Raw genomic sequence first — 22,005 nt, 5'->3', positions numbered from 1 at the left:
CTTTCTTGCCCTTCGCTTGTCAAATCCGTCATGTTAATCGTAGTTGGCCGCTATTTTCGCTGATCTTGACTTTATAAACAATCAATGTTTGCCGAATCGCGTACTATTTAACCTGAACTTCGGATAATTAATGCCTTTCTAGCAGAAAGGCTATTTACGCTTATTGTACACCAACCTTGCTATTGAAACCGTCACTTACCTTTTTTGGTTAAACAACATAGCGAAATATTTGTGTAAAGTTAGGAGCTCAACTCCCGTTCCTTACTAGCGACAAGCTACCTATGTCCATATGAGTAAGGCAATAACCTTGCCCTTTAGTAGTTCCAAATAAATGAGAAATATTTAACGCAGTTAGCATCAGATTTGATTCTTCAAATTGAGCAAATAGTAAGACAAATTGGTATTAAACAGCACAGCTCAACTGGCGCTCGTACCAACATTTTAATCGACACCTTAAAAGGTGATGGAATACAACGCATGGGGAAAATTTGTTTTGCAGGACTCAAAAAGAAAGCAGCCCCGAAACACTTGCTTTGGGGCTGTTTCATAGGGGATTAGGCCAACTCTTCAGTTTTTTGTACTAAACGAATTGCTTCATTGATAAAAGATTGTAGTGGGTGTAAGTGAATATCTTCTTTCCAAATAGCCAATAGATCCTCAATAACGTGGTGTTCAGAAACTAGCTCCGTCCCTTGATACTCTCTAATTATTGGATGAAGAAATTGGCTGTGATCTGAAGCCGCGACATTTTCTCTATGGATCCGGTTGGCAGTAAACGGGTCAAAGTCCGCATCTATACCATATTCTAGTGTTACGGTGAAAAACTGTCTTTTCTCTTTTGCTAAAGATTCAAGCACATGATTTATGGGTAAAGAAAAACCATAATGTACTTTGTCACCATCTGGGTAAAAATAATCACCTATAAATCCAGGCTGCTGCCACATAGCACCGGACTCATTAACCTGATCAAGCACGAGTTGAGCAACATCTTCGTTGTTACAGGTAACTTCAGGGTAATGCTCGCCCTGCTTTTTGTTTAATATCGTATTCAATGCTCGACTATTATATCTAAACCCGTGAATAAATCCTGATGTCGCCATTTTATAATCTAACGAATGGGTCAAAGTACCCGCAAAATACATATTTTTTTGATTAACCGATTCAAAATCGTTATTTAATTTTGGATACTTATCTTTGATTGTGAGCTCTGGCTTCGTCTCTTCACTAAACAAACTAGTATCAATAGCAAACCCAGTACAACAAAGTACTTTGTCATACCATAGTTCTTCTAGCTCCCCTTCAGCATGCTTGTATTTAAATAATACTTTAAAGCGTTGATTTACGCATTCAATCGACATAATCTCTGCGTCCAAGACTGCATTTTGCGATTTGAGTTGATAGGTATCAAGCACGTTGTTATTCACCGCTCTCAAATGACCTACATAGTGTGTTTTCCATGCAAAATTTACAGAATTAGGACTACAAAGGTGGATGATGGCTGCTGAGGAAACTAAGTGATCGGCAGTTTCAAAGGCTGAGTTACCTTTACCAATCACTAGTACTGTTTGGTTTTCATAATCCTTTGTGTCAATTGACATCTCAGTATAGTTTTCAGCTAACTCAATTCCTTTAATCTGTGGGATATGTGGTTTCAAAAAGCCACTTGCAACGATTAACTTCTTAGCAAGAAAAACGTTCCCATTTTGATCTGTTAGCCTATATAGTGCACCTTCCTTATCTATATTAACAACTCGAGTGTTACATCTCACTTTAATGTCAAAGTGATTTACATAATCTTGCATATACGTAACTAAGCTGTCTGCCTGAGGAAAAAACTCCTTATCATAATCTTTAAATAACAAAGAATAATCATCAGACAACAATGAATTCCAGTCATGCCTCATATTGAATTCAGGATTGTCGCTCCCAGTAAATCGCTTATTTATTGAAATTAACTTACGATGCCTCGGAAACTTTTTATAAAAATTCCCCGGTTGCTCACCGGCTTCCAAGATGAGGTAGTCTTTTTGGTCACGCTCAAAGTAATATCCTAATTGTACCCCTGCAGGTCCGGCCCCAATGATAATATGGTCGATATGTTGCGTGTTATGTTCAGTACTATTCACGGTTAAACTCCAAATTTTTGATGACGGTTGAGTCCAAGCAGTGATGCTTAAAAATCTCTACGAGTGAGCAGACTTAATGCATTGGTACGCATTATTTTTTGCAGTTGCACTTCACTCAATCCAGAGTGTAAATAGCGCTCAACTAATGCCTCATAATTGCCACATACAGGCCAGTCTGAGCCAAATAAAACTTTGTCTACTACTTTGGGGTTACTACGAACCAACTCAGTCACCACATCGATTGGTACTAACGCAGTATCAATAAATGCATTTGGGTACTTAGTAATTACTTCAACAGATTCTTTGTACCAGTGCGGCTTACCTGCATGGCACAATACGACTGCCAACTCAGGACATGCCTCAAAAATAGGAATAAAGTCCGCGGGGTTACAGTACATTTGTTCTGTATCTTTTTGAGCCGTAAACCCGGTATGAAACATGATCACCACTCCATGCTGTTCACAGAGTTTATAAATTTCCATCATGTCACTACTTAATGCATCAAAACCATGATCAGCAGGATAGAATTTAAACCCTCTGACTCCAGCCTCTATACTTTTATGAAATTCAGCTATCGGATCCTTGTGATAATTAGGATTAACACTACCAAAAGGCACTAAACTATTGTTATCTTTACAACGGTTAGCGATCATTTCACTGGTAATAGAATAGTTTGTACCCGGCCCACATTCAGCCAGAATAATCCCTGTGCTTACACCCGCGTTTTGAAGGTAGGCAGACATTGCCTCACCATTTGAAAATAGCTTCTTAACATCAGCCCCATCTTCTAACGGAATTTTTTGTATTAAATCTTGGATGTCTTCACGCAGTTGCGGGAAATCACCCGCATGGATATGAAAGTCGATAATATTATTCATGGTATTTCCTTTTGTATTTTTTTATAAACTACCGGTTACGATATGCCTGTCAGTCCCTGTTTCTATCAGCTCTACACAAGAGAAACCCGCCTGGTGTAAAAGAGATTTATACTGCTCAAAGCTACGATGTGCGCCTTCGGTATGGAGCATCATGTTTAAGTGCATTACAGCAGTTGAATAGCGACTTCCAGCAACATCAAAAAGTCTTTCCAAAATGAATACTTTACCGCCATTTCCGGCGGCCAACTGAGCGTGAATTTTAGTGAGGATGGCTACTGATGAATTCTCATTCCAATTAGATAAAACGTTGCTCAGCAAATAGTTATTGCCATTAGGTATCGAGTCTTCAAAAAAGCTGCCAGCTTTAAATCGAATGCGGTGAAAAAGGGGATTATCATTACAATACCTATCAAACTCAGAAGCAACCTCAGGAAGGTCAAATACTGTAACGCTTTGTGCCTTGTTTGCAGCGATCAGCATACTGGCTACTGCACCTGCACCACCACCAACGTCAACAACATCTCCGAGTGCGTCAGGTAAAAATGAGATTAAGGGTTGGCCTGAGCAGTGACTCAGCTCCCACATCGCAGCAGCAAAACTATAGCTTTTGTCTTGGCTGTATATATCATCATAAGGCGAGCGAGGTTTTTCCTCACCAGTCAAAAGGTTTTCTAATTTAAATATGGACTTGCGACCTTGATCGCATACAAATTGAGTGAAGTTTCCTAAATAACGTATGTGGGTTTTATCGAAGAAGGGAAGATAATAATCCTCAACAGCGAAGCCATCACCACGTTCCGTGAGAATATCTAGTGCATTAAGCGTCAATAACATTCGATGCAGAGCTTCAGGTGCTAGGTTCAGCTCTTGCGCTAGCTGGCCGATATTTGTTCCTGGTGCCTGAACTAACCGTTCAAATATGTTGTATTTAAAACACAGAGCAAGTAATTCAGTAACGACATAACCATATAAATGCTTGTCGTACTCCTCAAGACTATACAATTCTTTCATTTTCCTTGCCTACCTATAGACAGTACTTGTAATTAATTCGCTAGGAATACTTGAACTGCAGTAAAGAGAAGTCGTTACATCAAGTACTTGGCTACATAGCTTGAAAGCAAGGAGGGGCAGAAAACACTCGCCTGACTTTCAGCGTTTAGCTGTTCAATCATGATTAAAAATGTGTCAATAGTGACCAAAACTGAACACTTTGCGAACAGGTTAACATGTTAATTTAATTAATTTCAAGTAAATAAATAATTTACAAATGATACAAAATGGTTCAATTTTTCATATCTGCCATCGCCACTACAACTTTTCTATTGCCGTCGAATTCATCTCGACCATGCGCAATAATGCGGTTATCAACCATTACGACATCTCCTTGTTGCCACGTAAACCGCACAGCGCAGGATTCATAGGCCTCTGCAATCAGCTGCATTGTTTCATCAGAAATAACACTCCCGTCTGCAAATGTAACATTTCGTGGTAATCGATCTTGCCCCAACAACTCAAGCAAAACGGCCCTCACCTGAGGTTCTAGACAAAATGGGTGATGTAGTTGCACTTGGTTGAAAAAGCTTACTTCTTCTGGAGATAAGACCAGTACGCCAGCCGTTGTGAACTCTGTAGTTATCGTATCGTCTGCGTCGTGACTAAATGTTAACCCTAGCCGTTCACAAATAGTTTTGACTTCATCAAGGCTGTCTGTTTTGAAATAGTCCTGCCAAGACACATCGAACCCAGCAGAGAAGTTACGCGTATATTTCAATCCCTTTGCTGAAAAATCCTGCTTGATATGCTCCGGTAAAGCCTTGTATACAGCACGACAATCCACTAATGGCGTTGCCCCTCCGACAGCCGCTGGCTGTTCACAAAAAAAGAATTGTTTTGTTGGCCAAACCCCAGTATTGGAACTTTCATTATGGAAAAGTATTTTCATGTTATTAGGGTATGGTGTGGACTTGTATATTTTCTTACCAACCTCTTTTTTCGGTAAATCGCCATAGTTACCGTAAAGGTCAGGACAAATGGCTGCGGCAAATGCTTCAAAGTGCTCAGGAGTTGGTAATGAGAAGTCTCTAAAAACCAGTGCAGCATCGCGTTGCAATAAATCTAAAATAGCTTCCCGATTTGTACTTGCCCATAAAACGGGATCTGCTATTGCGATACCGGACAAAAAAGTAGGGTTAGTGACCGAGGACGGCGTTAAGTTGGACTCAATCAACGTCGCGAATGACTTAATATCAGCACCATCTATTATTGTATCTACCATTACTCTCTCCTGAAGTTAGGCCATGCCTACAAGCACTTTCCTGGCACCTTCAAAAGGTTGCCGGCCATGGGTAAAACGTAAGTTATCTAGCAGTAAAACATCGCCTTTTTGCCAATTGAAATGGAACATTTCCTGTTCATAAATTTCCCGGATTTTTGCCAAATCAGCTTCCGGAATGTCACTGCCATCTCCAAAGTAGGTATTTCTTGGTAATCTTTCAGTGCCAAACATTGATAAAAAACTCTGTTTAGTTTCAGGGTCAAGGCTTGAAATGTGGAATAAATGAGCTTGATTAAACCAAACTTTAAAGCCATGTAGCGGGTGTTCAATTGCAGCTTGATTAACCTGCTTGGTCCGCAACTCATTATCAAACCATTCAAATTCAAAACCGTTTTCATGACAAAAACGTTCAACATCCTCTTTACTGTCGGTTTGAAATACTTCAGTCCAAGGCAGATCAATGTCGCTATAGTTTCGTACATACATGATTTGCTTAGATTCAAATTTGGCACGGATCTCCGCTGGTAATTTTTCATATACCGCACGACTGTCAGCCAACGGTGTCGCTCCGCCTTTTCCTGCCGGTAACATACAGAAAAAACCTAATTTTTGAGGCCACTTATTCGCATAAGAACATTCATTATGCTGCGGTATCACTTCGTCATGGTGATACTCAGTGGCAGTGTAAACATTTCCTCTAAGTTCGGTCCTAGGCGTCGAGCGGTATTGGTACGAAGCTAACTCACAGCCAAACAACGTGCTAAGCGCTTGCCCAAACTGCTTACTACTCACAACGTTTAAACCTCGAATGAGCAGCATTCCGTGCTCATCTAACATGCCATTGAGTTGCTCCTTATGCTGTGTCACCCAATCAAGTGATTTCATACCTGACAACTCGACTTCAAGTAGTACTTCTCTATCTCGTGCTTCGGGTAGTGGTTTAGTCTTTAACATTATCCAGTTACTCCTTCATTTTTCTTATTCTTTCGCTTTAAACTCTGTTTTATTAGATCGGCTATCATGACTACAGCATCACCTTCGAGTAGACCGGCATGTGTGGTCTCAAATTCATGCACCTTCAGCGGCTGTTTAAAGGCCTGAGTAAATGACGCAGGCTCAATCACCCCGCCTTCTGAAGCAGTCGCTTTAAACAACTCAACGGCTAAATCTAATGGTTCTTGCATCGCCTGAGCAGTCGCCAAACTACGCCCTAAATCAACCCCAAATTGCAACGCTGCGGTTAGCACATCGCGTGAAAGTGGGAAATCAGGTTGTGAGGAAAATATTGACTCAATGATGGCTTGCATCAGCTCATCGTAGCTGTAGCTACAAGTTGGTGCTAATTTCGTGGCGATATGCTTATCAATATAGCGAGCGCTATTTAACAGATAATCATGGTTACTTTTCACTTTTCGAGATATGCCTATCGGAAGTGAATCTATCATGCCTAAATAGGCAACATTCCGGCCTCGTTGCTGTAACGTAGCAGCAACCAAGTGCGCGAGTGTGCCACCAGCAGACCAACCTATGATCCTATAAGGCCCCTTTGGTTGCGTAACGAGGATTTCTTCTACATAACGCTCAGCTAGTTGCTTTGCAGAATCAAATCGATAGTCAGACTGGTAATTGTATGGCGCTTGTAACCCTAGTAGCTGATATTCAGGCTGCAATTTAGCTGCCAACTGGCGATAGTTATCAACACGCCCCCCATATGGGTGAATCGCGAAGATAACTTCTTCAGCTTGTTGCCCCAATAAAACAACTGACTCTGGCTGTTTCGGTGCTTGGCCTTGACCTTCAACCAATTCCACGACCCCAGCAATGGTATTGATTTTGCTCATTTGCTGAGCTGCTATTGTGATCCCTTGCTTCTTCAACAAGCCAATCACCAAAATCATTTTTACGGAGTCACCACCTAAATCATAAAAGTTTTCTTCGACTCCTATCGTTTCAGCATCGCAGCCCAAATATTGCGCCCAAGCTCGAGCAACGGTTAATTCCAAAGGCGTTTCAGCTCGTTTTTTCTCAACATTCTTTTGCACACTTGGCAATGCACTTTTATCTACTTTTCCGTTGCTTTTTAATGGGATATCTTCCACAAAGACAATCGCACTTGGTACCATGTAGTGAGGTAGCCATTGCTGGGCAAGATTTAATAGATTACTTTGTTGCTCCACAGCACCAGCTTTGAGCTTGATGTAGGCCACCAAAGTTTGCTCGCTGTTAAGTATGACAACGGCGGTACTAACACTAGGTGAGCGCAGTAAAGTTAGCTCGATCTCTTCCAGTTCAACGCGGAAACCACGAACTTTGATTTGATTATCTTTACGTCCGACATATACCAAATCTCCACTTTCATCTCTATATACCAAATCCCCCGTGGCGTAACGACGCGAACTATCGGACGCCCAAGGGTCAAGAGTGAAATACTGATCCGTTAACGACGATTGTTTTATGTATCCTAAAGCAACACCGCTTCCTGATAAGTACAGCTCACCTACGATGCCATCAGGCACCAACTCTTTGTTATCATCCAGCACACAAGCGCGCATTCCTGAAATAGGGTGACCTATCGCTATTGGCTTAGCATCCACATCATTAATAACCTGTGTACATGCCCCAATGGTAGTTTCTGTTGGACCGTAATGATTAATTACTTCCACGCCATCATTAAGTAGCGTGCGAATGACTTGACGAGCATCGGATTGAATAGCTTCACCACCCACGAATACATGGTTTAGCGATGTTAATTTTCCATCATAATGCGTTAACAGTGCAGCCAATAGACTCGGAGTCAGCTTAATCACATTAATCTCACGTGCAAGGATATGCTGGGTAAAACTATCACCGCTTTGGATCAACTCTCGACTACCTATATCTACACTGCCTGCTGTCGCCAACGCTAGAAGTATCGAGGTGTAACCCAAATCTGTGGCAAATGAAGTAAGGAGAGCAAAGCGACTATGTTGGGCAATCGCGTGTCGAGATAACATGGCATCAACGTAATGGCTTATGTTGCCATGACTCACGGCCACTCCTTTAGGTTTACCAGTTGTGCCCGACGTGTAGATAATATAAGCGATATCATTAGCGTGAGGGATGTCCCCCTCAAACTCGATATGTTCAGAAGCTAGTTTTGTTATGCATAGCTGTCGTTGAGACTTGGTCATTGCATGTTGAGTCGTGGGCTCAGTGAGCGTTAGGTCTAGCTGTGCATCTTGAGCAATGAAAGCTAGACGTTCTGTTGGCCATTCCTTTTCCAATGGCACAAATGCAGCGCCAACTTTAAATGTCGCTATAATTGAAGCTAAATAACCCACGCCCTTTTCGAGACAAATTCCAACCCGACTTTGTTTACCGATACCGTTTTCTGATAACTGTGTAGCGATTTGATTAGCAATTGTATTTAATGCTCGATAATTCGTACTTACCCCATGGCTATAAACAGCTTCAGCCTCTGGATAACTGGCAAATTGATGCTTTAAGGTAGCAATAAAGCTCGGGGAAGTTTGTGTTTGTCGGCCATAACCACTGTTCACTAAAACAGCTTGTTGCTGTGCTTTGGTTAGCCAAGCTAATGTCGATATTGGCTTATCTGATCCGTGTGACATGGCCGTAAGGATTTCGCCAAGGCAGCTACGAAGCTGTTCTATCCCGTGTTTTGAATAATGATTACTATGGTACTCGAACTTAATCTTGAGTACCTCGCCATGAGAGGCTATCAAAGAAAGAGGGAAATTGTTGCCTTGCTGCGATTCAATATTTTTGATTTGCAGTGACTGCTCTGTGTGCCTACTCGCATCGGATAAAGAGCGCGGATAGTTCTCAAATACTAATAAGCTATCAAATAGGCCGCGACCGGCATGTTCACTAGATAACTTTTGAATTTTTGATAACGGAAAATAACTGTATTCATCTCTTTCAATATAATCTGATTGGAGCTGTAGTAACAGCTCAGATACGCTCTGCTCTGAGTCAAGAGAGATGACCGCGGGCACTGTGTTAATAAATAGCCCCACCATTGACTCTACCCCATTCAAATCTGCAGGGCGGCCGGATACGGTTGTACCAAACGTAACCTGTTTACTGCGGTTTGCTCGACTCAACAATAAAGCCCAAGCAGCTTGCAATACAACATTCAGGGTGGTGCGCGTTTGCTTTGCAAGCAGAGTTAACGCATTAGTTTGCTCGACTGTTAGTTGTAAATATTCCCTCGCAACCACATAGTCAGGCTGCTCTAGGTAACGAGAAAAAGGTAAATGACTTCGTTCAGTAATTTGACCCACTTGAGTACGCCAAAACTGCTCAGCTTTATCACTATCTTTACTTTGTAGCCAGGCGATGTAATTTTTGTAAGGCACGGCTGGCGATAGTTGTATATCTCGCTTGTTACTTAATGCATGATAAATCGCTAATAGCTCGGAGAAAACAATACCAGAACACCAACCGTCGATTAATGCATGGTGCTGAGTCCACAAAAGCTGATAGTGTTGGGGTGCCAATTGCCAAACGGTTACTCGTACTAAAGGTGGCATATTGACATTAAAGCCTTCCGCCTTGTCTTCAGCACGCATTTGATTGACTATCGCTTGTTGTTCCGCCACATCTAGTTGACTTAAATCAAACTCTTGCCAAGGTAATGTCACCTGTTGATGGACAATCTGATTGATTATTCCTAGCTCTGACGTTCTAAATCCAGTTCGAAAAATGTCGTACCTATCTACCAGACACTGCCAAGCAGCACGCAGATGGCCGAGATCAACCTCACCAATCACTTCCATAAATAGCTGGTTGGCGTATGCACCACGCTCCAAGTTACTATGGTATAGCATCCCTTCTTGCATTGGCGTTGTCGCATAAATATCTTGAATAGCTTGGCCTTGCGTCCAGCTTTTTAGCTCTTGCGGCTGGACGGTTGCCAACGGAAAATCCGACGCCGTAAAAATACCGGCTTCAACATCACAGCAGTGCTGAATAATCTCTTCTAAACTTCTGACAATTAGCTGGTTTAACTTTTGGAGAGACTCGCTGGAGTAACCGTTTTTGTCATAGCTCAAGTTGAACTGTAATTGCTCGGCCAAAATTTTACCGTTGAAGCTAAGCCCGTGTGTTAACTTTCTATGAGGGCTGATAGCTCGCCCGGTACCTTCCTCTACAGCAAACAATAGCGATTGCTCATTGATCACCTGCTTAAATTGGCCTAGATAGTTGAATACAATTTCAGCGTGAGGTTCAACATTACTCCCCAACAGACCTGCCCGAGCTAATAACCCAAAGCCGAGTCCTTTATTTGGAATGGCACGGTATTGCTCTTTTACTGCACAAATTAGCGCTTCAAGATCTCCATCAGGCGCTTCTAATGTAAGTGGGTATGAGGTAGTAAACCAGCCGATAGTGCGACTGAGATCATGGCCGCTATCAAGCTCTTCGCGACCATGCCCCTCTAAATCTATGCGCATGATAGACTGTTCCGACCAAAGACTAAAACCACGTAATAGCGCTGCAATGAGTAGCTCATTTATTTGTGTTCTATAAGTGCTATTAGCTCGTTGCAACAACAAGCTTGTATAATCCTTATCCAATGCAAACTGTAAACTACCAACAAACTCATTACTTATGTATGCCTCACTCGTCTCACCGCGCCGATAACTAGGTACAGGTAGCGCTAACCGCTCTCGCCAATAAGCAATCTCGTTGGCGTTCTGTTCTAGATTTGGCCATGAGTCTAAATACTCGCACCATGTTTGATAAGCGGTGGTCTTTTGCCCAAGCTCAAATAGAGCATGATGAGTGGACCCTTGGCTCTTATCTAAACAGCGCTCAAAGTCTTCCAGCAGAATACGCCAAGAGACTCCATCTATAATAAGGTGATGGCAAATAATCAGCAGACGCTGCTGCTGTTTTGGATCAGTAAACAAGACCACCTTGAATAAGGGGCCAACTGTAATGTTGAGGCTTTGCTGTAACTCATCCGCAATACCTGTAATTGAATTTAAATTATCAACATTGATTACGCTTAGTACTGCGTCAATATCAAAACTTGAAGTGTCAGCAAACTCACCAACCCAACCAGTATCTTGATGTTTAAAACGCAACCTCAGTGCATCATGCTGGACCACTAAGCATGTAACAACTTGGGTCAGAAACTCTTTAGTTAACTGGATTTGGCAACCGAGCATAACAGCCTGATTAAAATGATTTAGTCCAGCCTCATCCATAAAAAAAGCTTGATGAATAGGCAGTAATGGTAAGGTTCCAGCACTTGCCTGCTGTGAGACCTGCTGTACTTGTGAAGTCGAAACATGGGCAGCCAGTGCAGCTATGGTTTGGTAGGAGAACAACTGCTTAACAGAAAAGTACAATCCAACCCTTGCGGCTCTCGACACTAGCTGTATAGACAAGATCGAATCACCACCCAGTTCAAAAAAGTTACTCGTAACACTTAGGTGTTGTGGTGAAAGTCCCAGCAACTGAGCATACAATTCAACCAGTTGATGCTCTATATCATTGCTTGGCGCTTGGTATGATTCTTGTTGCGCCAACATATCTATTTTGGGTAGTGCCTGTTTATCAACCTTGCCACTTTGGGTGACAGGCAGTGCATCAAGCACAGCAAAACCTGCTGGGATCATATAATTGGGCAAACGCTCATGCAGTTGTGCTTTCACCGATGCAATAAGTTCACCGTCAGAGCCAACTACCTCATCGCTCGCTACAATGTAGGCTAGCAACCTACGCTGTCCTGCAGCCAATTCTTCAACAACTACTTCTGCCGCGGTTACACCAACAGCTAACAGTAGTTGCTGCTTAACTTCCTCAAGCTCAATCCGGAAGCCTTTAATACTCACTTGATCATCAATACGTCCCAGATATTCAAATTCTCCGCGGCTATTTTGCCGCGCAATATCTCCAGTAAAATACCACCGCCCCGCCCCAAAAGGGTTCGTGATAAATTTTTGCAAAGTCAGCTCTGATTTATTCAAATAACCTAAAGCCAACCCACTTCCCGCTATCACTAACTCTCCACACAAGCCTTTCGGTAAAGGTTGACCGTCGCGACTCAAGACAAATAGTTGGGTGAAATCTACAGGATTACCAATTGTGACCTGATGCTGGGGTTTTAGCTCAGCAATACTGGCACACACTGTAGACTCGGTGGGCCCATACGCATTAAACATAGGGTATCGCCCAGCCCACTGTTCGGCCAAACCTTCATCGCAAGCCTCGCCTCCAACCAACAGAGCTTTAAAATCATAATTATCATGATAAGGAAGGTGGCGAAGAAGTGTTGGCGGCAACAGTGTGTGAGTAATACTTTGTTGCTGTAAAAACGAGCTTAGCTGTGCAGGATCGGTTTTACATTGCGGATCGCAAAAATGTAGACTGCCACCATTTAATAATGCCCATTGCCATTCCATGATAAAAGCATCAAAGCTAATAGTGGCAAATTGTAGCACTCGGCAATTAGAGTCAATTGCAAATCGCTGCCCCATATAGAGCCCAAATTGCAAAGCACTTTGCTGCGAAATGACAACGCCTTTGGGATTGCCTGTCGAACCCGAAGTGTAAATCACATAACTTGGTAGTGTAGATGGGTCACCTTGGTGGGGCTCAAAGCCTTCAGTAACATAATGATTTAATATTCGTTGCTCAAAATCATCATCGAAACATATGACCTTGAGGCCATCACGCTTGTCGAGCCCTATCTTTTCTTCCGATGTGATCACCAATGACACTGATGCATCATCAAAAATATACTGTAACCTCGCCTTAGGTAAATCAGGTGAGACAGGTAAATAGGCTGCTCCAAGCTTCATAATGCCCAAAATAGTATATATTAAGCGCTCATTCTGAATCATACTTACAGCCACAATATCGCCAGCACCTACCCCCAACTCTTGAAGATGTATAGCCATTTGTGTCGAGGCGCTATCAACTGTTTGATAGCTAATGTGGTTATTTTGCGATATTAACGCGGTTTGGTTATGAAGCTTTTGGGCCTGCGCACTAAAATGAAGATGAACATGATCTGCTAGTGGCTGACCTTCAAACTGCGGTTGGTTGGGAGTAACTAGCTTCGTGCGCTCAGCATCAGTGATCATATTGATGCGACTTAAGGGCAAACTAAGATCATCGCAATTTAATAGGGAGATTAGGGTACATTCAAAAAATTCAGCAAATTGTGTTATCGTTTCAGGCTTAAAAATAGCACTATCATAAACCCATTTGATTTGGCCACCTTGCTCACCCAAAGCAACGTTAATATCTATATCAAATTTAGCTACCACCCCTTTGCGCTCAATAGGTAGTAACTCAAGGTGAGGTAGCTCTAATGCAGTGTTTTGACCGCTCGTTGTACTTAGCAGTACCTGAAATAATGGGGTGTATTGGGCGCTTCTGGCTGGCACGCAATGCTCAACTATCTGCTCGAAAGGAATATCTTGATTAGATTGAGCATCCAAATTAACTTCTTTAATGTGCTCAAGATATGCATTAACACTAGACGCATCGACATTTGCTTTTAAAACGAGCGTATTAACAAAAAAGCCAACCACTTGCTTCAACTCTGATTTCATTCGGTTAGCAGCTGGCGTTCCCACTACAAATTCAGCTTGGTTACTACAGCGTGCCATCATAAGATTCAGCACCGCATGAAATAACATGAATGGAGTCAGTCCATGCTCCTTTGCAAACATCAACGCTCGACGGCTTACGCTGCCTTCGAGCCGTCTGGAAAGTTTAAGGCCTTGATAGCGTTTAAAATCTGGCCGTGGATAATCCATGGGTAGACGATGAACGGCAGGCATTCCTTCAAGTTGATGCTGCCAATATTCAAGTTGCTTTTGCAATACTTGCTGATCCAAGTGTTGGCGTTGCCAAAGTGCAAAATCACCGTATTGTATCTCCGGTTCAACGACACTCGCTGGGCGGTCATCAAGTTGAGCCTGATATTCGGCCACAAATTCACGCGTGACAATTTCCATCGACCAACCATCAGAAGCAATATGGTGCATACTAAACAGTAATACCCCAACAGCCTGTTCTTGCTCGCGTGGCATAGAGATATAACTTGCTCGGAGCATCACATCGGTACTTAAATCGAACGGTTTTTCACATTCGCGCTGGAGTAACTCCTCCATCGTATTCGCATTTGGTGCACATTCGTCACGGCTCAAGTCGTAAACTGTCATTGCAAATTCAGGAGTCGCTTGAATAATCTGAATAGGCTCTCCGTCCTTGTCATCATATGTCGTTCGAAGCACTTCATGGCGAGTGATGATCTGTTGTATTGCCTGTTGGGCCGCCACAACGTTAAACTCTCCTCTAACGGTGAAGCCTCCGGAGATATTATATTCTGCGCCCTGGTCAGAAAGCTTATCGAGAAACCACAGGCGTTGCTGTGCAAACGATAAAGGCAAGGTGTTAGACCCTATTTGCCGAGCTGTAATTTTGCTTTGTTTCTTAGCCAACATCTGGGCGCGCTTTTGCTCTGCCAACTTTTTAATCAGCGCGGCTCGCTTGCGATTTGACTCTGCCACTGACTGTGTATTCTCAATATCCATTTTCGTTATACCTATTTTGTTATGCGCTATATCCGGAGGTGACGATAATTCAAAGTAGCCGTTACTCGTCACACAGCTCCTGATAAAGCTTTTCTATTTCTTCATCAGACATATCTGCTAGCTCAGCTTCAGCGGCCGCCAGCTCGTCTTCATCTAAATGAAGTAAAGCATCAACTTGGTCAGCCAAATCGCATAGTACGGGTGAGCTAAAAATTTCTTTTATAGATAAGTCAACAGGAAAGGTTTCATTAACTTTGGTCACTAGTTGTACCGCTAATAGCGAATGTCCACCAAGTTCAAAGAAGTCGGCATTGATGCTGATCTCCTCTGCCGATAAGTGCAGAAGTTCGGCCCAGATGGTCAGCAGCTTTTTCTGCGTATTATTTTGCGCAGGCGAATATTCACCGGTTAGTGCTGCAAGGTTAGGTTTAGGCAACGCCTTTCTATCTACCTTACCATTACGATTGACAGGTATATGACCAATACTCGTTATCGCATTGGGTTGCATGTAACTGGGTAGTGTTTGAGCCAGTTGTTTTTTAACTGCTGCAACAACCGCCTGTTCGGACTGTCGTTCGCGGATCTGTAAGTATGCAATAAGGAGCTTTTCTTCTCCCTGCTCCTGCCACACTTTTGTGACACAATCGAGTACATCAGGGTGGTGTAAGATCTGTTGCTCTATCTCACTTAGCTCGACACGGTAGCCACGTATTTTTACTTGGTTATCTTTACGACCTACAAACTCTATATCACCATGCTTGTTATAACGCACCACATCACCAGTTCGATATAGTCGCTCTGATTCTCCGCTGTAGAGTTGTCTTGAGAAAAAATGTCCATTGGTAAGCTCAGCATTGTCCATATAACCTCTTGCCACACCAACTCCACCAATGTGCAACTCCCCCTCACAACCTTGTGGTGTTAGGTGCCCATAATGATCCATTACGTAAAGGTTGACGTGACCCGCCGGACGACCAATAGGTGCAACCTGAAAGCTATCATCCGCTTTGATTTCATAGTGACTACTCCAAACTGTCGCCTCTGTTGGCCCATATTCGTTAAAAAATCGAGCCCCCTGACTCCATTGGCTTTCAAAATGCAACTGTTGAAGATCTTGCTCTACTCCTTCTCCACCAGTGATCACTAATCTTAACTGGCTTGGTAGCGCAGCCATTAGGTTGGCATACTGTAATAACGCCCGATACATTGTCGGTAAAATCGCCAAGTGAGTAATATCACTTGCCATGATGTACCGGTAAACGGCTCCAATATCGACCACATCACTATCTTTGACGATATGTAGTTCAGCACCTTGTGCTAACACTGAAAAAATACCTAATAAACAAGAGTCAAAATAGATAGATGAAAGAGACAAGAAGCGCCCTGCTGGTACTCGATAAGCATCTAGACGACTCTGTGTTGCAGCGATGATTTGCCGATGCTCAATTTGTACACCTTTAGGTTCGCCACTTGAACCAGAGGTATACATGATATAAGCCAAATCCGTATTGTGACCTCCAATTTCTGGATTTATGTTTGAGCATTGTGTGATTAATTGATTGGTCGCAACACTATCAATATAGGCGACGGCCAGTGCAGGGATTTGTCGCAATATGGGCTCAAATTGCTGATGACTCAGCACTAAATGAACTTTTGCATTGCTAATAATAAATGCACGTCGCGCTTGTGGCTGTTCCGGATCCAAAGGCGTGAAAACTAAACCAGCTTTAGCAACTGCATACATTGCAATTACCATATCACTACATCTCTCCATGCAGATCCCAACCGTTGCTTGACGCGGTAACTCCAATTTGAGTAAGTAGTTGGATAGCTTGTTAACAGCTGAATTTAGCTCCTGATAATTATAGCTCTGTGTATCAGAAACCAGTGCAATCGCCTCTGGAGTTCGTGTTACCTGGTTCTCAAGAAACTGATGAACTTGTTGTATCCTTGTTGGTGCAAGCTCTGGCCCTCGGCTCATTGCCACTAATGCTTGCTGTGTTTGCTCATTGAGCAGATCGATATCACTTAATGCGATCCGTGGATTGTGTGCAACTTGATGAAGGATACGTATAAAGTAGCTCGAGAATCGCTCAATCGTATCTGCATCAAATAACGCAACATCATAGGTCCAGTTGATGACCCACTTTCCTCCAGCAAATACCACCCCAAGATTCAAGTCAGTTTTAGCAATCGTGTTTTGTTGTTCTAACGGGGTAAATTCCAGCCCTTCAATCCCCGCAACAGATTGGCCGATATTGTTCAAGTTCAAAACAACTTGTACTAGTGGCGTGTGACTGCTAGTGCGTAGTAACTTACATAAATCTACGAGTTGCTCAAATGGCACATCTTGATGTGCTTGAGCGTCCAAATTGACCGTACGAATATGCTCTAGAAGTCCATTAAAACTCTCTTGCTGTACTTGAGTTCGCAGAACCAGAGTATTTACAAATAGTCCTATTAGTGGCTCAACTTCAACATTCGTTCGATTGGCGATAGGGCAACCAATAACCACATCCTGCTGTCCACTTAATTTACTAACTAAAAATGCCAAGGCTGCATGAAATAGCATGTACATCGATACATTATGCTGACTCGCCACTTTCTCTAATTGCTGAACTATTTCGCCAGATAAACAACTCTCATAAATTGCTCCTTGCTGTGCTCTGACTGAAGGTCGAGGCCTATCCAATGGCAGGTTATGGATGCTTGGCACATCTTGTAGTTGTGTACGCCAATATGCTAATTGCTCAGCTAAAAATACATCATCCAATCGCTGTCGTTGCCAGTAAGCAAAATCACTATATTGAATACTCAATGCAGGTAACTGCGGATCAACTCCCGCCTCGATAGCCTGATAACAATGGATAAACTCAGACATCAAGATACCCATAGACCATGCATCTGCAGCTATATGATGGAGATTAAACAGCAGTATGCCCTGTTCGCTACTTTGGCAGATATAATGGATTTCAAATGGCGGTTGTTCTTCGAGTACGAATACTCGTTGATAAAAAGAACGTAGCAGATCAATAATACTATCTTTTTGTTGTTGCTCAGATAAATGAGTTAGATCAGAAACCGTCAGCCTGACTTGCCAGTTTTCTTGCACTTCTTGATATGCCGTTTGGCCATCAAATTGATATTGAGTTCTAAGTACCGCGTGCCGATTTACTAAATACTGCAACGCTTGCTCTGCCACTTGCAGTGCAAACTTTCCTGTTACTTGATACGCTAGCGGCATATTGTACTGATTACTAGGACTTACTTGCTCGACAAACCATAGACGCTGTTGAGCATAACTAAGTGGGATCTGCTTTCCTTTAGGCGCCGGTGTTATTGCCCCCAGACTGGCTTTACCATGATTATCTATATGCTGCGCTAGCAATTGAATCGTGCTGTTTTCAAAAACTGCTTTCAACGCTATCGTCAAGCCAAAAGTCGCCTCAACTTGGCTAACCAAACGAGTTGCTAAAAGCGAATGTCCGCCCAACGCAAAAAAGCTATCTGTAACACCGATTGTTGTCACATTTAATAGACCTTGCCAGATTTCTAGGAGCTGATGCTCTGTCTCTGTACTCGGAACCACTTGCATCTGATCATTTTGGTAAGTGGGTTCAGGCAAGGCGCTGTATTGTAGTTTACCATTGATAGTGAGAGGCCAATTTTCGACGGTAACAAAGTGACTAGGAACCATATAATCAGGTAAATGATCACTTAAATAGACTTTAATCTGTTCAAGCTGTGACGGTTTAACAGCTCGACAACCAACATTAAGATAAGCAATCAACCGTTGTTGTAGTTCAGTGCCTTTGACCAGTACGATCGCATCATCAACTTCAGGGCGGTTGCGCAGTAGACTGGCGATTTCATCCACTTCAACTCGGAACCCACGAATCTTAACTTGCTTATCTTTACGTCCCAAACCAACCAAACGACCGTCAGCGAGATACTTTGCCAAGTCACCGGTTCGGTATGCGCGTTGACCATCATACTCCACAAACGCGGCTTTCGTTTGTTCTGGGCGTAACAAATACCCAGCTGCCACATTACTACCCACAACCAAAACCTCACCTACAGCTCCCGTAGGAACACGTTGTAGTTGCTCATCAACGAGTAATACGTGGTTGTTGGTTATCGCCTGTCCGAGTGTTATGACACCTCGTGCGACATCCTCTTTAATATTACTGTATAGAACATCGGACATAACCTCGGTGGAGCCGTAAAGGTTATAAAACTCCACTTCATCCAGCCATTTACAGCATCGCTCAGCAAGGCTCAAAGACAGTGCTTCACCACTAATAAACCAGTAGCGCAAACTGCTAAGCGTCGAGCGATACTGCGCTCCCGATATTACTAAACTCTGCAAATGAGAAGGCGTAGTAACTATTCTGGTGATTTTATGTTTTTCAATAGCTGCGACGAATAAATTGTTATCTTTCACCTGCTCTCGTGGCAATAAAACAACGGGTTTGATTGCAGCTAAGCTGACGTAAAACTCCCACATACCGCGTATAAACGCCATTGAGGTCATCATCACGGTTACTTCATTTGAGGCCAGTGGAAAACGCTGTAACATCCAACTGACTCTGTTAACTACAGCACCGTGAGTCCCTAACACCCCTTTGGGCTTACCCGTCGAGCCCGAGGTGTAGATTATGTGCGCAATATCATCACTAAAGACTTCAACGTCTGGATTTTCTCCGCTGTATTGGTCCAGCGTACTTTCTCTCAATAGACTGCTACAGTCCAATGTTGCGCGCTCAAAAAATGATGCCTCTGTTTGCTCATCATGTAATAGCAAAGTAATGTCTGCATCTTCTGCTTGCAACTTCAATCGTGATGCAGGCAGTTCAACAGACAATGGAACCAATGTTGCTCCTGCCTTTAATACAGCAAGCATAGCGATTATCCGCGTGGCGTTTCGCTGGCAATGTATACCTACCGTTTGACCCTTACTGATAGCATGTTGCTTAATCAGATAATGAGCCAACTTGTTGGACTGTTCGTTTAACTCTTCAAATGACAGCTTTTGCTCTGCATAATGTAATGCACCACTAGCTGCGTGCTTACTCAAATTAAGTTCAAATAATTGATGAACTGAGCTGACTTCATGCTCACAAAGAGTAACTGCGGCATTCTCTTTTAGAGGTTGCGACCACTTAAGCTGTGCAACATTAAGTTGTGGATTTGCTGCAACCTGATACAACGTACTACTAAATTCATTCGCCAAAGCAGTAATGGTTGAGCAGTCAAACAATGCCGCATTGTAAGCAAAAATAAACTTCAACCCTGAGTGAGTCGGTCGCAGATATAAAGTAATGTCGTACTTACTGTCAAACTCTTGCTGTGCGGAAAAAGCACTCACTTCGAGTTGGCTTTCTGTTGACAATGCTAGTTGTTCATTGGCCATATTGATAAACAACTGAAAGATAGGAGCATGTGTCAAGGAACGCTCTGGATTCAATTGTTCGACTAGTAATTCAAACGGAACCTCACTGTGAGCATGTATCTCCATATGGGTTTGCTTGGCTTTGCGCAGCAATTCACCGATGGGTTGTTGTGTATCAAACTGAGTACGCACGACTAGTGTATTTAGAAATAAGCCAATCATATTCTGACAGGACTTATTATTACGATTGACCGCAGGCATCCCCATTACAACATCCTGCTCACGACTGAATCTACCTACAGTAACCGCGAACATAGTCTGTAAGAGCATAAACAGAGTGCTTTGGTGCTGCTGAGCAAATAGCTCTAGTTCATTAACGATATCTGGTGCAATGGTTCCATCTACTCTTGCTCCACTGAACTGATCAGGAGCTCGATTACGGTCTAGGGGAATACTATGTAATGGCGGCGCTTGATCTAGATGACTCAGCCAAAAATCAAGTCCGTGTTGCAACCGCTCTCCACCTAGGTAACGACGTTGCCAACTTGCAAAGTCTGCATACTGTATCGTCAATGGCTCCAGAGTGGGTGCTTGCGCTGAGCTTATCGCGTCATAGAATGCCATGATATCGTTAAGAAGAATATTCAATGACCAACCGTCGCAAGCAATATGATGCACCACAATGGCCAATACATAATCATGCTTGCCAAGTTGCAACAACTGAACCTTTAACATGTGGTCACTTTGTAAGTTAAACGGCTGCAAGGCTTGGGCTGCAACATTAGCGTGTGCCTGATTAAGCTTTTCTTGCTCACTGCCATTTAACTCAAGCGTTGTTATCCGTGGCACAAATGCTGGCAATATAACTTGTTGGGGTTCGCCATCCGGATCGAGCTGGTATACTGTTCTTAGTATCTCGTGACGCTTAATAACTGCTGCGATGGCCTGCTCAAGGGTATTAGTCTCTAATTGGCCACGGATTCTTAACGCCAATGGCATATTGAATTGTGCGTTTGGTTGAGTTGCTAATTGCTCAATAAACCAAAGACGCTGTTGTGCGTAAGATAGCGGTAGGGCTTGACCATCTCGAGGTAACGCTGGGATCTCTGGGTTGTTTTCTCCCAAACCAGATTGCTGCATAAGTACCGCTAAGCGGCGAATACTAGGATAACTAAAGAGTTCTTTGAGACCCAACTGCAGCTTGTAGCGAGCGTTAATCTCGCTGATTATTTTCACTGCTAACAGAGAATTTCCCCCTAACCTAAAGAAATCACCCGTTACACTTAACTCCTCTAGTGGTTGTCGCAGTACCTCTGCCCATATCTCTACCAGCGCTCGCTCTACACTATTCTCCGCCGCTTCATATTCCTGCCCTATCTCCCCAATCTCGCTCGGTAGCGCACCCCTATCCAACTTACCATTCGCCGTCAACGGCAAAGCATCTAGCAAACACCAACGACTCGGACACATATAACTGGCTAAACGCGCCGATAACGCACGCTCTAACTCCGCTATAAAAATACCTTCATCTACTACCTCTCCCTCTGCAACAACATAACCCACCAACGTCGCATCCGCACCCTCTCCTTGCACCAACACCGCCGCCTGTTTCACCACTGCTTGCTGTGCCAAAACACTCCTTATCTCTCCAAGCTCTATACGATATCCCCGCAGCTTGACTTGCTCATCCTTCCTTCCCAAAAATACCAACGCTCCCGACTCCAAGCGCCGTACCCTGTCTCCTGTTCTATACAACCTCGTATCCGCCAAC

At 43.2% G+C, this 22,005-nt stretch carries 7 protein-coding genes; all 7 read right to left on the bottom strand.

Features of this window, described 5'->3' with window-relative positions; all coding sequences use genetic code 11:
* Positions 1-554 precede the first annotated feature (554 nt).
* On the bottom strand, positions 555-2,126 hold the full coding sequence (locus tag DS891_RS23450; RefSeq protein ID WP_102056222.1) for an NAD(P)-binding domain-containing protein: 1,572 nt from the start codon (positions 2,124-2,126) through the stop codon (positions 555-557).
* 47 nt (positions 2,127-2,173) lie between these two features.
* Complete coding sequence (locus DS891_RS23445) at positions 2,174-3,004, bottom strand: amidohydrolase family protein (RefSeq protein ID WP_174171068.1); 831 nt, start codon at positions 3,002-3,004, stop codon at positions 2,174-2,176.
* 21 nt (positions 3,005-3,025) lie between these two features.
* On the bottom strand, positions 3,026-4,015 hold the full coding sequence (locus DS891_RS23440; protein ID WP_102056221.1) for a methyltransferase: 990 nt from the start codon (positions 4,013-4,015) through the stop codon (positions 3,026-3,028).
* Positions 4,016-4,286: 271 nt separating this feature from the next.
* Positions 4,287-5,279, bottom strand: a complete 993-nt coding sequence (locus DS891_RS23435; protein ID WP_010604448.1) for a TauD/TfdA family dioxygenase — start codon at positions 5,277-5,279, stop codon at positions 4,287-4,289.
* A 15-nt stretch (positions 5,280-5,294) separates the two neighbouring features.
* Positions 5,295-6,233: a TauD/TfdA family dioxygenase gene (locus DS891_RS23430; RefSeq protein ID WP_010604449.1), complete on the bottom strand. Its 939-nt coding sequence runs from the start codon at positions 6,231-6,233 to the stop codon at positions 5,295-5,297.
* Positions 6,233-14,842 (bottom strand): non-ribosomal peptide synthetase, encoded by an 8,610-nt coding sequence (locus DS891_RS23425; RefSeq protein WP_174171067.1) that lies wholly within the window; start codon positions 14,840-14,842, stop codon positions 6,233-6,235. Before DS891_RS23425 ends, DS891_RS23430 begins: the two co-directional genes overlap by 1 nt.
* A gap of 61 nt (positions 14,843-14,903) precedes the next feature.
* On the bottom strand, positions 14,904-21,989 hold the full coding sequence (locus DS891_RS23420) for a non-ribosomal peptide synthetase (protein ID WP_174171066.1): 7,086 nt from the start codon (positions 21,987-21,989) through the stop codon (positions 14,904-14,906).
* Positions 21,990-22,005: the final 16 nt, after the last annotated feature.

Source organism: Pseudoalteromonas sp. JC28 (assembly GCF_013319255.1).
Classification (GTDB): domain Bacteria; phylum Pseudomonadota; class Gammaproteobacteria; order Enterobacterales; family Alteromonadaceae; genus Pseudoalteromonas.
The sequence above is the reverse complement of the archived record's forward strand: the minus strand, read 5'-3'. Positions and strand labels throughout refer to the sequence as shown.